The sequence below is a fragment of the Arthrobacter sp. NQ4 genome, assembly GCF_029077345.1.
Taxonomy (GTDB): domain Bacteria; phylum Actinomycetota; class Actinomycetes; order Actinomycetales; family Micrococcaceae; genus Arthrobacter.
The window spans coordinates 25,691-38,987 of record NZ_JARETC010000005.1 but is presented as its reverse complement, the minus strand read 5'-3'; the positions used below and the strand labels follow the sequence as shown (position 1 = coordinate 38,987).

Sequence of the window (13,297 nt, the reverse complement as noted above, 5' to 3'; positions counted from 1 at the left end):
CCCTGTGCCGATGGGCCGTGAGAGTATGAACGCATGAGCGATCCCAATGACACTCAGGCAGCTGAGGACCTCCCTGTAGAAGGCACCCCCGTTGATGACAACGAGGCACCTGTCCAGGCCCCGTCTGACGGGGACGGCAGGCCGCGGGGCAGCAGCCTGCAGGACCTGGTGGATGAGCCCGCCAAAGTGATGCGGATCGGCACCATGATCCGGCAGCTCCTCGAAGAGGTGAAGTCCGCACCGCTGGATGACGCCGCGAGGGGCCGGCTCGCCGCCATCCACAAGCGCTCCATCAAGGAGCTTGAGGACGGCCTCGCACCCGAGCTGGTAGCGGAACTGGACCGGATCAACCTGCCCTTCTCCGACGACGCCACGCCCTCCGATGCCGAGCTCCGGATCGCCCAGGCCCAGCTGGTGGGATGGCTCGAAGGCTTGTTCCACGGTATCCAGACCGCCATCGCTGCCCAGCACGCCGCCCGGGAACACGCCGCAGCCCAGCTGCAGCTGCGCCAGCTGCCGCCCGGCACCATGATTGCCCCCGGCGTCGTGATTGGGGAAAACGGCGAGCCACAGCGGGCCCCGGCCGGCGCCCGGCCGGGGCAGGCTGCACGGCCCGGCCAGCGTGAGGACCCGGACCACGGCCCGGGCCAGTACCTGTAGGCCCCGCTTGGGCTTTTTCAGCGCCGCCAGGCAGGGGCGCAAGGATGACGCGGAACTGGGCAAGGGGTTGTGGCGCCGCGCGCACGACCGCTTCCATCGGGGACTGGACCGCTTCCACCAGGTCCTCGAGGGCGTGGAGGATGACCAGCTGTACGGCGAGCTGGTGGACATCGCCAACCAGCTCGCTGCCCTGCTTCCGCGCGTCCGGACTGTCTGCATGGAGGCGCAGCGGCGTGCCCCAAGCGACGGGCTGGACATACCGGCGGCCCTGGCGGACGTCCATAGATCCTTGTCCAAGGCAGGGAACTCGCTGGCAACGACGGCAGAAGCGGCGGCTATGCTGCGGCTCGCCGTGGGGCCGGTACCGGTGGGTGCAGCATCCGTCCACCGCCGCGCCGAGTCTGTCTTCCAGCAGGTGGAGGACGCCGAGAGGCAGCTTCACGCGGAATAGCTGCACGGGTGCCGCCGGAATATTCCCGATTTGGAAGCCTACTTTTCAGTTAAGCGTGTGGCTGACAGGGCCCGAATCAGGGGCGCCGGGGCGGGCAGCTTTGGCAGGATGAAAGCATGACTCTTTCACCTACCTTGACTTTCAACGACGGAAACACGATCCCTCAGCTCGGCTACGGTGTGTGGCAGGTTGAGGACGACGTGGCTGAAAAGGTCGTGCGCCAGGCGTTCGAGGCCGGCTTCCGGCACATCGACACCGCAAAGATCTACGGCAATGAGGCAGGCGTGGGCCGTGCCATTGCAAGCTCCGGCCTGTCTCCGGAAGAAATCTTCATCACCACCAAGCTGTGGAACGCGGACCAGGGCTACGAGTCCACCCTCGCCGCTTTCGAGGAGTCCATGGACCGGCTCGGCCTGGAAACCCTCGACCTGTACCTGATCCACTGGATGCAGCCCAAGCAGGACAAGTACGTTGACACCTGGAAGGCGCTGATTGAACTCCAGAAGCGCGGACGGGTGAAGTCCATCGGTGTCTCGAACTTCACTGCAGAGGGCCTGCAGCGGCTTATCGACGAAACGGGCGTGGTTCCGGCCATCCACCAGATCGAGCTGCACCCCTACTTCAGCCAGCGCGAACTGCGCGAGTTCGGTGCCGCCAAGGGCATCCTGACCCAGGCATGGTCCCCGCTGGGCCAGGGCGGGGAACTGCTGCAGGACCCGGCGGTCGTCTCCATCGCTGCCAAGCACCAGGCCACCCCGGCCCAGGTGGTCATCGCCTGGCACCTGGCGATCGGCAACGTGGTGATCCCCAAGTCTGTGACGGAGTCACGGATCAAGGAGAACTTCGCAGCCCTCGAGGTATCCCTCGATCCGGAAGACGTCCAAGCCATCAACAACCTGGACCGGACCGGCGGCGGCGAAGGCCGCATCGGACCCGATCCCGCGGTCTCCGACTTCGCCTAGGCCGCGACGGCGGCACCGGTCCCAGCGGCCGGTGGAAGCCCGCCAAGCCAAACTCCAGCCCGTGCTGCCGGCAACCGCCAGGCAGCACGGGCTGAGGCCTTTAATGTGGGCTGTACCGGGCCCGGAGGACGCGGCCGGTCAGGCAGCGATCTGGACGTGTTCCACGGTCACGGCGTCCACCACGGCCCAGCTGTCCTCGCCGTGGCAGTGCCGGCCGGCGAAGCGCTCGGCTTCTTCAAGCGTGTCAAAGACCTCGGACCGGGCCCGGCCGCAGTCGGCGTCGAAGTACGTCACGTGAAATTCCTGTGTTGCTTGGTTTTCCATGAATCCAGTCTGCAACCGGGGTCTGACATTTGTTGGAACCGACTCCGCGTGTTGTGGACCGGCGCCGGGCAGGGGCCGCGGGAGGGGTTGTGGCCGCCCGGTCAGCGCGCCCCTGCATCCTGGGTGGTGGCCGCGGCCGTCCGCACCTTCAGCGTAAGTGCGGCGAGTGCGAGCATTCCGAGTCCGGTCCAGACAAGGGTCCCGCTCCAGACCTCGGGAGAGAAACTCAGGGCGCCGTCGTGGAGTGCCACGCCGGCGAAATACGGGGCCCAGAACACCACCGGAGTGAGGCCTGCCGCAGCCATGAGCCGTGCGGGACGGCCAGGGGTTGGACGGACCACCGCCCACACCACTCCCACGAGGATGGAACCGACCAGGGCAACCGGGACCAGCCAGGCGTCGCGCAGCGCCACCATGACCTGCAGGGCCACGGAAGGCACCAGCGCCATGGCCGCCGGAACGGCAGGGTGCAGGCGCCAACGCAGCGACAGCAACAGGACGGGAACAAAGAGCGCGACCGTCGAGACGAGGAACGACGCCAGGGACACCATGATGCTTGAGGACGTCGGAACCGTCACCGTGGGCTGCGTCCCGGCAACGGTTGTGTACGTCTGGATGAGTCCGTGGCGGGCGAAGACCGCGAACTCCTGCAGGATGAACGCGGCAACCATGCCGGCGAGCACGGCGCTGGCGACGACCGGGAGCAGCCGTGGCCACGGCCGGGCCGGGGTGTGCCACGCGGCGGAGAAGGGTGCGCCCAGGATGAGGAAGCCGCCGGTGGCCAGGCCCAGGTGGGACGGGCTGAACAGGGCGCTGATGTTCTGCTCGATCCCGAACACCGAATGCCAGGCGAAGTCTCCTGCCCCGGATGCGAGGAAGAGTACGACGCCGGCTGCTGCGGCCCCGTAGCCGGCGGGGACGGCGTCCGTCCACCGCGTGCCCGGTGCATGCCGGCGCCAGGTCAGCGCGGCGATCCACACGGCACAGGCAGCGAAGCCCGAGTAGAGGACCGCGTGCCACGGAGTGAAGAACGTCTCGAGGTCGCGCAGGTTGTTGTGGGCCCACCCGTCAACGTAGGTCCCGGTGAGGAGCCAGGCGCCCGCTGCCAGGGTGATGCTGTCTTCCCTGGCCGTGGTGGGGCGGTGGACTGATACCGGCGGAATCGCAAAGGCATGAGTTGCTGCGGCGTCCATAGCTCCAGAGTAGGTCCCGCCCGCGCCCGGGGCGAGAGGATTTTCCCGGGCCGTTCCCGTATGCGCCTTCCCTTAGTTGCTGCCCAGGCGGAGTACGCGCTCCTGCGCCAGCATGGCGGTCCGGCTGGCTTTGTCTGCCGCCCGTGCGGCCTGTTTCGCTTCGGCCGCGGTGGTGGCCAGCCGCTTGCGGGAGCGGTCAAGGCGTTCTTCGGCGGCCTTGAGCCGGCTCCTGAGTTCAGCCGTTTCCTGCTGCAGGTCCGCGATGTCCGCACGCGCCTGCTCTTCCTGCTCCCGCAGGCCGCCGGCCAGTTGGGATGCTGCTTCTTCGGCCTCCCGGGCCTCCGCGAGGGCGGCCCTGGCCCGTTCCAGCGCGGGCGGCGAGGCCGGGCGGGGAGTCTGCCGGACTGCCTCAAGCCGGGGCTTGGCCGGAGTTGGCCCGGTGCCGTGCGGCGGCGTCGTCCGCGTCTTCGATGCCGCCACGTTCGCCGCCGGCGTTTCCCCGCCCGGCGGCTTCGCTTCTGCCGTCTTCTTACTGGCCAACCGCCGTGCAGGCGGAGGAGTACCGGCCGCCCGGTTCGGCGGTGCGGCCGGGAGCAGGCCGGGGAGGGCCACCGCACCGTCCAGGTCCACGTCGTTGACGCCGTCTGCGGAGAGGACTTTCAGCAACCGCCCGCTGGCAACGGCGTCGGCTGCACCCGTGTCCGCCGTCAGGGCCCGGAGGGTTTCCTCGACGTCGGATGCCATCGCGTCGCTGATGGGCCGGCCCTGCTCCCGGGCCACAGACCGGGCGGTGTCGACGGCGTCTGCGAGCATGGTGCGCCGCTCCCGGCCGAGTTCGCGCAGGGCAGCGGCGTCCAGCGAGTCCTGGGCGGCCCGCATCCGTGCCCCAAGGTCGCCCAGCCGGGCCGGCACGTCCGGCCGCTGCCTGGCAAGCATGTTGAGCGCCCACGCGGCGACGGACGGTTTCGGCAGTCCCCGCACCGCTGCCGCAAGGTCCTTGTCCCGGCCCGCTGCCTCCTTGGCGGCGGCGGCGCGGGCCGCAATGAAGTCCTCCAGCGCCCCTGCATACAGCCGGTTGGCAATGTCCGCCAGGGCTTCGTCTTCCATGCCGCCATCTTAGGGGCCGGGAACGCTGCCTTCCGCAGATTCACCGGCGTGGGAGACCGGCACACGCCCCCACGGCGGGTACGGGAAAAGGCACCCTGTTACTCAAACGCCGGGAGGGGTAAGTTGCACGAATGGACGATTCATATCAGGTCATCGTGGTCGGCGGCGGATTTGCCGGGAAAGCTGCGGCTGAAGAGTTGGGCCGCAAAGGTGTCCGCGTTCTGCTGCTTGACGCCAACAGTTATCAACAGTTCCAGCCACTCCTCTACCAGGTGGCTGCGTCCCAGATCGGCGTGTCCACGGTGACGCGGCCGCTGCGCGCGGAGTTCCGCGGAATCAACAGCGTCCGGGTCCTGACGGCGGAGGTGACCGCCATCGACGCGGCGAACCGGACCGTGACCACCGCGGACGGTTCCACCTACCGGGCCCAGGCCCTGGTCATTGCCACGGGGGCAGTTCCGAACTTTTTCAACACCCCTGGCGCGGATGAGCATGCCTACCCGCTGTACTCGGTGGCGGATGCAACGCGGCTCAGCGCGGCCATTACCGCCATCCTGGACGAGGCCGACCGCGAGCCCGGGGCAGGCGCCGACGTCATTGTGGTCGGCGGTGGTCCCACCGGCGTGGAGACTGCCGGCGCACTGGCCGAAAACGTCAAATACCTCGTGCCGAAGTACTTCTCGCCGGAGCTGGCGGATCGCTGCCATGTCCATCTGGTGGATATGGTTCCAAACGTCCTTGCGGCCTTTTCGGAGAAATCGCAGGCGTACGCCCGGGACCGCCTCACCAAACTCGGCGTGCAGCTGCATATGGGCCAGCCCGTGGCTGACGTCCGCCCGGACGGGGTGACCCTCAAAGACGGGACGGTGATTCCTGCCCGGGTGGTGGTGTGGGCCGGCGGGCTGCAGGCCGGGCGGATCATTACCGAGTCCGGCCTGAAGCAGGGCAGGGGCGGCCGCGTGGACGTCCAGCCCGATCTGAGCGTCCCTGACGTCGAGGGCGTCTATGTGCTGGGCGACTCTGCCAACATCACCGACGCAGCCGGGAACAAGCTGCCGCAGCTCGGGTCGGTGGCCCAGCAATCGGGTAAGTGGGCGGCCCGCAACATCTACGCGGACCTTACCGGCGGTGTGCGCGAGCCCTTCCGCTACTGGGACAAGGGGTACATGGCCATGGTGGGACGCGGCGCGGCGGTCGCGGAACTGGGCCGCCGGCGCCTGCAGCTGCAGGGGCCCTTGGCATTCGTGTCATGGTTGGCGGTCCACCTGGCCCTGCTCCCCGGATTCCAGCAGAAAGTCAGGGCGCTGTTTTCCTGGGCCAACGGCTACGTCACCCACAGCCCCTCCCAGGTGGTGGTGGGCAGGCCGGATTAGGGCCCTTCACCCGGCGGATGGGGCTGGCTGCCGGGCGCCAGCCCCGGTGGGCTGGCGCCAACCCGGTGGGCTGGGCCGCCGTCGTCAGTTCCTTTCGAAACTCACCAGACGGCCCGCAACGGCCCACCCGGATGCCTCGTAGGAGGCGGCAGCGTCCGGATTGACCACCATATGCAGGTACTCGGCGCCATGGAGGAATGCCTCCTCCGCCATCGCAGCGAACAGGCCCCGTTCGAAGGCCTCTTTCCCGGGCCCCTGCGGGAGTTCCGTGATGGCCACCGCCGCGAAGGCATCCCGCACCTGGATGCGTCCCTTGGCGACAGGGTGGTCGAAAACGGTGATTTCGACGGCGTCATAGGTCTCCATCGGTGCCAGGGCCACCTGGGAGTTTTCAGGGAGCTCCACAGCCGCGTCGAGCCCGGCTGTCGGGGCCATGAGCAGGACCTGCTCAGCCACGGGAGCGAGGCCGCCCGGTGCCAGGCCCTCTGCGGCGCCGGCGTCAGCGCAAAGCAGGGTAAGGCGCACCCCGGGCTCGCCAGCGGCCTGCCCTGCAAGTTTCTCAGCGTCAGGTCCCGGCCAGCCTGCCACGTATTCCTTGCCTGCGGGGTCCTGCCCCATGCCGGCCTCGACGACGAAGCCCGCGCCGATGGGGTCTGCGCCGCGTTCCTGGAGGTCCGCCCAGGCGGGAACCCAGCCGATTGCGGGAAGGCCGTGTTGTTCCGGCATGGGCAGTTCCTCACGTTCGGCAGCGTCAGGACAGGTCCTTCCGATGCGGCTTGGCAGGTTCCCTGTCAACGTATCGGATCGGCACGTGGGCCGCCAGCGGACCGGCACGGCGGAGCCAGGGCTGACGCTTCGGTGCAGTGGGTCAGGGCAGGTGGGCGAAGGACATGCCTGCCGCGAGCAGTTTGTCCACTGCCTGTTTCAGGCCTTCCGCTGTTCCGCCGTTGGGGTGGTTCCCGTGGCAGATGACCACGTCCCCCGCCCGGGCCTTGCCCACCTCCCTGGCAACGACGGCGGCGGGATAAGTTGCGCCGCCGTCGCCATTGATGCTGAAGCCCACCGGCTTGACGCCCAAAGCACCCAGGATGTCCGTGGCGACGTCGTCCATGTAGGCGGTGCCTGGGCGGAAGTACCGGGGACGCTTACCCGTAATGCCTGCCAGGGCGTCATCGTTCGGCATGACCTCGTCATAGACTTCCCCGGCGTTCCGGGTGCCCGGGATGCCATACGCCGTATTGCCGGTGGTGGACAGCGGCTTGTGGGAAGTCCCGTGGTTGGCCACCTCGAAGAGGGGGTCCGCCGCAAGCTGCCGCGTGGCAGCGGGGTTGGCATTGATCCAGCGGGAGTTCAGGAAGAGCGTGGCCGGGATGTGGCGTTGGCGCAGCGTGTCGAGCAGCGCCTGGTCATAGCCGCTGCCGCCGGGGCCGCCGCAAAAGTCAAAAGTAAGGGCGATTCCCTGTGATGGGGGCGGCAGTCGCGTCAGGACTCCGGGTGCCTCCAGGCCCCAGTACCGGGCCGGGTGCTTCCCGTAGGTGTCAACAATCCGGGCGCGTGACGGTACGGGCGCTGCTGGCGTGTTGGGGGCGGGCGCGTCGCCGTCGGGGCCGGAGTGCAGGACGGTCGAGCTGGTACCCGCTGCATCGTCGGGCGCCGGCGTATCCGATCCCCTCACTTGGTGCTTGGGGTGCGGCTGCAGGTCGGGCACGGCGGAGGACATCGTCAGCACTGCTGCCAGCAAAACCGCCCTGCGGCCGGGGCCCTTCCCGTCCTGGCTCATATGCCGGGGGACCTGTGGTTCCACCGCTAGTTCCCCTTCCGAAACTGTTCTGCGGCCCGTGCCCGGCTTGCCCTGTCCGGGCCGGCAGACGGGGAAGGCGCGGGCAGGCTGCAGCCTGCGGGAAATGCAGCGTCGAAGGCAGCAGCGCGCGCAACAGCAGCCTGGAAGCGGGGGGTCATACCGGGAGGATACCTTGGCTGCCTTGCCGTTTCCTGAACCTTGGCCGGCGCCGGGGCGGCGGCCGTAATAAAGCGCCCGCCGCAGGGACTTTGGTCCCTGTGCCCTCCGCCCGGGCCGGCGTTTACTTGTGGTTTGGGGTGGGCGCAGCAGCCCGCTTCAGAGTCAGTTTTGTCACCTGAGCACGGAGGCTACATCCAGCAATGAACCTCAAAGACCGGTGGGGCCGCCTTGACCCGGCAACCCAGAAGTGGCTGATCGACAACCCGGGATGCCAGATACTGCCACGAACAATCACGGCGGTGATCTCCAAAGAGAGCGGGGAGAGCCTTCCCACGGGACAGCACGGCGAGGCGGCCGTTTCCCGCGAAGACCAGGACTTCATCCGATCGAAGCTGAACGAGTTTCCAAAGGCCTGAGGCCTCGCCCGACCACGGCGTGGCCCGCGAAAATTCGGCGCACCCGCAGGTAGTAGACTCAGCGCAACATTGGCACTTGGGGGAGTGGGACATGACAGCAGCAACCTCACCGGCGGCGGCCGGGTTCACCGGCCCGGTGGTCCGTCGGACAGCCCGCGGTGCCGTTACTTTCCCGTCGTGCATCAAACCGTGAAGCCCATCATCCTGCTCGACATCGATGGCGTCCTGAATCCCGCCGTGCGCCCGGGCGGCGGGAGTGACGGGCCGCTGCTTCGGCTCTCCAACGAGAAGCGCGCCCTGGTCCGGCGCCTGGCCCGCAGCGGACGCATCGCGTGGGCGTCCACCTGGCCGGCGGACACGGTAGCCGGGCTGGAAGCCCAGCTGGAGCTCGACGTCAAACCGCTGCGGGTCACCATGGTGTTCCGGCAGTCCGACGCGGGCGTGCCGACGCCAAAACTGACATCGATTGCCCGGTGGCTGTCCAGGATGGACGCCGGCGACAACGCTGACTGGGACTCAGTCGTATGGATCGATGACGTCCTTGGCCCGGACGCCAGGGAATGGGCCAGCGGTCATGGCCAGCCGGTGCACCTCGAACAGCCTGATCCTGACCACGGCCTGGCGGAAGTCCACGTGGCCCGGATCGAGGCCTTCATCGCCGGCAAGTGACGAGTTGGTTGCCAAGGAGAACAGCCCGTTGGGGACGGGTTCGGACGCCGCGCGGCGGTGGGCCGGAACCACTGCCTGGATCCTGCTCGTCTTCAGCTCGCTGGTCCTGGTCGGCTACGGGATCGCTCGTGCCGATTGGTTTCTCTGGCTGCCCACGCCGGCTGAAATGGAGCAGTCGTGGACCGGCAACCTGTTTGTCTACGCCGGGTGTGCCGTGTCCGTTGCAGCTTCCGTATGGTCACATGCCCGGGGCAACCCGGTGTGGGTGACCGTCTGTGTCGGGCTGCCAGGCGTCCTCGTGGGCTGGGCGGCGCTGGCGGACCCCTACAGCCTGCTGCGTCACCTGGCCGCCGTCGTCGCATTTCCCATGGCCCTCAGCGCCGTGGCTGAGGTCATCTGGGCCCGCGGCTACCGGCAGCGGGGGCTGGGCCGGTAACGGAGGCCATGTCCCGGGCGTTCCATGGAAGCCGGAAAAGCCGGTTAACCAGCGAAAAACCCCGGAAACCCCTAAAAGAAGGGGCTGTCCGGGGTTTATCCCGAGCTTCCTATCAGAATCGAACTGATGACCTTTTCATTACGAGTGAAACGCTCTACCGACTGAGCTAAGGAAGCACCGCACGAAATCCCCGGCGGAACCGGGCGCTTCATGCAAGAGTCAACTGTAATAGAGTCCCCGCGCCCCGGTCAAAATGGGGTGGGCCCGGGCTGCCGGGGCGGTCAGCAGACAGTGTTGTCGGCCGGAACCTTTCCACTCACCAGGTATTTGTCCACGGAGTCCTCGAGGCAGCTGTTGGCCCGGCCGTACGCGGTGTGCCCCTCGCCTTTCCAGGTCAGCAGCGCTGCGTTCCCCAGCTGCTTGCGCAGTGATGCAGCCCAGTCGACGGGGGTTGCGGGATCGCCGGTGGTGCCGATGACAACGATGGGGGAGTCCCCGCTGTATTCCACCGGCGCCGGTGTGCGGACGTTCTTGTACGGCCAGTCCGCGCAGGTGGTCCCGCCGTAGGCAAAGAAGTAGCCAAGGGTGGGGGAGTCCTGTTCCAGCCGCTTCTCTTCGGCCCGCATGCCCGCGGCGTCCGAAACCATGGGGTAGTCAAGGCAGTTGATGGCGTTGAACGCGAAGGTCGAATTGGAGGTGTACGAACCGTCGGACGCTCGGTCGGCTCCGAGGTCGGCGAGCCGGAGCATGAGGCTCACATCTCCGGACATGGCGGCCTCAAGTGCCTGGGTGAGGGCGGGCCAGCTTTGGTCGTTGTAGAGCGGGGTGATCAGGCCGCTGACAAACGTGGTTGCGTTGACCAGCCGGCCGTCCTTGGCGGTGCGGGGCGTCTCCCGGATGGAGTTGATCAGGTCACGGATCTGCTGCACGCCGGAGTCGGCGTCGCCGCTGAGCGGGCACTTGCCCTGTTTCTGGCAGCTGGCCACGTAGGTGTGGAGCGCTTTTTCGAAGGCCCGGGCCTGGCCGCTGGTCAGCTCTTCATTGGTGATGGAGGGGTCCAGGGCGCCATCAAGGACCATGCGGCCCACGTTGTCCGGGAACAGCGAGGCGTAGGTGGACCCAAGGAACGTGCCGTAGGAGTATCCGAGGTAGTTCAGCTTGGTGTCGTTCACCACGGCCCGGAGCACGTCCAGGTCCCTGGCGGCGCTGACGGTGTCGATGTGGGCCAGGACCGGGCCGGTTTGGGCCGCGCACTGGCCGGCGATGGCCTTGTTGTCCGCCAGCGCCTCCTGCAGCCCGGCATCGGTGTCGAGGGCGTAGATCTTGGCCCGGGATGCGTCACGTTCCGCGTCCGTCATGCAGGCAACGGGGGCGGAGCGCTTGACGCCCCGCGGATCGAAACCGACAAGGTCATAAGCGTTGCGGACAGCAGCTGAAAAATGGGTTCCGGCGGCATCCTTGACGAAGTCATAGCCGGAGGCACCCGGGCCGCCGGGGTTGACCAGGAGGCTGCCCGTCTTCTTGCCCGTGCTCGGCGCCCGCAGCGCAGCAAGCTGGATGGTGTCGCCGCCCGGATTGGCGTAGTCCATGGGGACAGTCACTTTGGCGCACTGGAACTCCCCCTCGCAGGGCTGCCACACCACTTCCTGCGAGTAGAACTTTTCCAGCCCGGCAGGAGCGGACGCAACGATCGAAGGATCGGCTTTGGCGGTGGCCGTCTCCGGCGGGTTCTTGCCGCCGCCGTTGAGGAGGCTGCACGAGGCCAGGACCATGGCCAGGACCAAGGCACCCGCGGCGCGGACGGCGACCGTCAGGGACCTGTGGCGTGCGGGCAGGGGGCGGGCAGTCATCGGGTCTCCTTGGAGGGCTGGATCAGGCTGGCCGCCATGGACTCGATGGTCAGCAGCGGGGCAACATTGGTGGTGGTGATGCGGTCACGGGCTTTGTTGATGGCGTCCATCCGGGCCAGCGTGGATTCCGGAGTGCTGCGGGAGGCGAACTCCTCCAGCTCACTCCTCAACTCAACGTTGACCAGTTCCACGGCGTTCCCCAGCTGGATGACCAGTACATCCCGGTAGAACGACAGCAAATCGGTGAGCGTCCGGTCCAGAGAGTCCGTGATGGATCGCTTGGCGCGGCGTTTCTGGTCGTCTTCGAGCTGTTTCAGCTGGCTGCGCATGGCCGGGGGCAGGGTTCCGGATTCCGGCGCCCCCAAAGTGGCAAGGAGGGCGGCTTTCTCCGCGGCGTCCCGCTCCTCGTTGGAGCTGTTAGCCTCTGCGGTGGCGATTTTGACCAGCTTGTCCGCCATCATGACGGCGGCCGTTACGCCCCGCAGTCCCAGCGGAAAACGGACCGTCTCCAGGCGCCGTTCCCTTGCCGCTGGATCCCTGGCCAGCCGGCGGGCAATGCCCACATGGCTCTGCGCTGTGCGGGCTGCCTGTTCCGCCAGGGCCGGGTCCACGCCGTCGCGCCTGACGAGCAGGGCGGCGACATCCGAGGCCGGCGGCAACCTCAAGGCAACGCTGCGGCAGCGCGAGCGGATAGTGACCAGGACGTCGGCAGGCGATGGCGCACACAGCATCCACACGGTGCGCGGCGTAGGTTCCTCGATGGCCTTGAGCAGCACGTTGGTGGTCCGCTCCGCCATGCGGTCAGCGTCCTCCACCACGATGATCCGCCAGCGCCCCGACGACGGCCGGTTGCCCGCCGTCGCTACGAGTTCGCGGGCCTCGTCAATGGTGATGGTGACCTTTTCGGTGCGCACGAACGTCACGTCAGAATGGGTTTCGCCCAGAATCGTGTGGCACGCCTGGCATTGTCCGCAGCCGCGCAGGCCCACGTCCTCCTGGTCGCAGTTCAACGCGGCGGCGAACGCCTTGGCCGCATTGGAGCGGCCGGACCCTGGCGGCCCGGTAAAAAGCCACGCATGCGTCAGGCCTTCACCGCTGGCAGCCTGGCGCAGTTGTTCGACGACGGCGGGCTGGCCCTGCAGGTCATCCCAGACGGTCACGAGCCACCGCCGTCGCTCGCGGCACCCGGGACGGCCGGCTGCGGAACAGCATCCTGCACGCCTGCATCCTGCACGGCTGCGAAGGGAGCATCAAGCAGGGTGTCGACCTTAGCGAGGATCCGTGCGGCCAGGTCATCGACCGGCAAGTGGGCCGGCAGGACCAAATAGGAGGCGGGGCGGCGCGCCGCGAGCTCAAGGAAGGCGTCACGGATCCGGGTGTGGAACTCGTCAGCTTCGGATTCCAGGCGGTCCTCGGCTGCGTGGCCCGCGGTCCTGCGGGTACGCCCCAGCTGCGGGTCAACGTCCAGGAGGACAGTCAGGTGCGGCTGGAGGCCCGATGTGGCCCACTCATTGAGGGAACGCACAGCGTCCTGGCCCAGGTCGCGGCCGGCCCCCTGGTAGGCCACGGAAGAGTCGATGTACCGGTCAGTCAGCACAATCTCGCCACGGCCAAGCGCGGGGCGGATGACCTGGGCGGCGTGGGCAGCGCGGGAAGCCGCAAAGATCAGGGCCTCCGTGTGGGCGTCGATCTCGCCGTTGCCGTGATCCAGGACCAGGGAGCGAAGTTTTTCGCCGACGGGGGTGCCGCCGGGTTCACGGGTCCGCAGCACGGTGTAGCCGCGGGATTCCAGTGCCGCAGCAAGCCGGGCCGCCTGGGTGGACTTGCCGGCACCATCGCCACCTTCGAATGCGATGAATACGCCGGCCCTCTGTTTGTTCACTTCTCAAGCCTACC

Annotated in this window: 15 protein-coding genes and 1 tRNA gene; 7 read left to right on the top strand and 9 right to left on the bottom strand. The window is 67.8% G+C overall.

Annotated features, from left to right (window positions below):
• The first annotated feature begins 33 nt into the window (after window positions 1-33).
• From PUN51_RS10610 to PUN51_RS10600, 3 genes are all read left to right on the top strand, one after another.
• Window positions 34-660, top strand: a complete 627-nt coding sequence (locus tag PUN51_RS10610; protein ID WP_159632930.1) for a bacterial proteasome activator family protein — start codon at window positions 34-36, stop codon at window positions 658-660.
• A 7-nt stretch (window positions 661-667) separates the two neighbouring features.
• Window positions 668-1,111: a hypothetical protein gene (locus PUN51_RS10605; protein ID WP_159632929.1), complete on the top strand. Its 444-nt coding sequence runs from the start codon at window positions 668-670 to the stop codon at window positions 1,109-1,111.
• A 116-nt stretch (window positions 1,112-1,227) separates the two neighbouring features.
• Window positions 1,228-2,073 carry an aldo/keto reductase gene (locus PUN51_RS10600; protein WP_275180882.1) on the top strand — a complete coding sequence of 282 codons (846 nt, stop codon included), beginning with the start codon at window positions 1,228-1,230 and terminating at the stop codon, window positions 2,071-2,073.
• A gap of 138 nt (window positions 2,074-2,211) precedes the next feature.
• On the opposite strand, the gene PUN51_RS10595 is transcribed toward PUN51_RS10600, so the two are convergent.
• The 3 genes from PUN51_RS10595 to PUN51_RS10585 form a co-directional block, all read right to left on the bottom strand.
• The gene (locus tag PUN51_RS10595; RefSeq protein WP_159632927.1) at window positions 2,212-2,397 is read right to left on the bottom strand and encodes a hypothetical protein; all 186 of its coding nucleotides are present in this window, start codon (window positions 2,395-2,397) and stop codon (window positions 2,212-2,214) included.
• Window positions 2,398-2,498: 101 nt separating this feature from the next.
• Window positions 2,499-3,590 carry a hypothetical protein gene (locus PUN51_RS10590; protein ID WP_275180880.1) on the bottom strand — a complete coding sequence of 364 codons (1,092 nt, stop codon included), beginning with the start codon at window positions 3,588-3,590 and terminating at the stop codon, window positions 2,499-2,501.
• 72 nt (window positions 3,591-3,662) lie between these two features.
• Window positions 3,663-4,697 (bottom strand): hypothetical protein, encoded by a 1,035-nt coding sequence (locus PUN51_RS10585; protein WP_275180879.1) that lies wholly within the window; start codon window positions 4,695-4,697, stop codon window positions 3,663-3,665.
• A gap of 131 nt (window positions 4,698-4,828) precedes the next feature.
• Between PUN51_RS10585 and PUN51_RS10580 the strand changes: the two genes are divergently transcribed.
• Window positions 4,829-6,070: an NAD(P)/FAD-dependent oxidoreductase gene (locus PUN51_RS10580; RefSeq protein ID WP_159632924.1), complete on the top strand. Its 1,242-nt coding sequence runs from the start codon at window positions 4,829-4,831 to the stop codon at window positions 6,068-6,070.
• Window positions 6,071-6,154: 84 nt separating this feature from the next.
• On the opposite strand, the gene PUN51_RS10575 is transcribed toward PUN51_RS10580, so the two are convergent.
• Together PUN51_RS10575 and PUN51_RS10570 are read right to left on the bottom strand one after the other, a co-directional pair.
• Window positions 6,155-6,796 carry a hypothetical protein gene (locus PUN51_RS10575; protein ID WP_224024960.1) on the bottom strand — a complete coding sequence of 214 codons (642 nt, stop codon included), beginning with the start codon at window positions 6,794-6,796 and terminating at the stop codon, window positions 6,155-6,157.
• Window positions 6,797-6,938: 142 nt separating this feature from the next.
• A complete protein-coding gene (locus tag PUN51_RS10570) occupies window positions 6,939-7,850 on the bottom strand; it encodes a polysaccharide deacetylase family protein (RefSeq protein WP_275180875.1) in 912 nt (303 codons plus the stop codon).
• A gap of 380 nt (window positions 7,851-8,230) precedes the next feature.
• Between PUN51_RS10570 and PUN51_RS10565 the strand changes: the two genes are divergently transcribed.
• From PUN51_RS10565 to PUN51_RS10555, 3 genes are all read left to right on the top strand, one after another.
• Complete coding sequence (locus PUN51_RS10565; RefSeq protein WP_224024964.1) at window positions 8,231-8,446, top strand: hypothetical protein; 216 nt, start codon at window positions 8,231-8,233, stop codon at window positions 8,444-8,446.
• A gap of 177 nt (window positions 8,447-8,623) precedes the next feature.
• Window positions 8,624-9,115 (top strand): HAD domain-containing protein, encoded by a 492-nt coding sequence (locus PUN51_RS10560; protein ID WP_275180872.1) that lies wholly within the window; start codon window positions 8,624-8,626, stop codon window positions 9,113-9,115.
• 28 nt (window positions 9,116-9,143) lie between these two features.
• The gene (locus tag PUN51_RS10555; RefSeq protein WP_275180870.1) at window positions 9,144-9,551 is read left to right on the top strand and encodes a hypothetical protein; all 408 of its coding nucleotides are present in this window, start codon (window positions 9,144-9,146) and stop codon (window positions 9,549-9,551) included.
• A gap of 103 nt (window positions 9,552-9,654) precedes the next feature.
• Here PUN51_RS10555 and PUN51_RS10550 read toward each other — a convergent pair.
• From PUN51_RS10550 to tmk, 4 genes are all read right to left on the bottom strand, one after another.
• Window positions 9,655-9,727, bottom strand: a tRNA-Thr gene (locus tag PUN51_RS10550).
• A gap of 105 nt (window positions 9,728-9,832) precedes the next feature.
• Window positions 9,833-11,401, bottom strand: a complete 1,569-nt coding sequence (locus PUN51_RS10545; RefSeq protein WP_159632919.1) for an alpha/beta hydrolase — start codon at window positions 11,399-11,401, stop codon at window positions 9,833-9,835.
• Complete coding sequence (locus tag PUN51_RS10540) at window positions 11,398-12,561, bottom strand: DNA polymerase III subunit delta' (RefSeq protein WP_224024971.1); 1,164 nt, start codon at window positions 12,559-12,561, stop codon at window positions 11,398-11,400. Before PUN51_RS10540 ends, PUN51_RS10545 begins: the two co-directional genes overlap by 4 nt.
• Window positions 12,558-13,283, bottom strand: coding sequence for a dTMP kinase (gene tmk / locus PUN51_RS10535; protein ID WP_275180865.1), 726 nt, complete (start codon window positions 13,281-13,283; stop codon window positions 12,558-12,560). Before tmk ends, PUN51_RS10540 begins: the two co-directional genes overlap by 4 nt.
• Window positions 13,284-13,297: the final 14 nt, after the last annotated feature.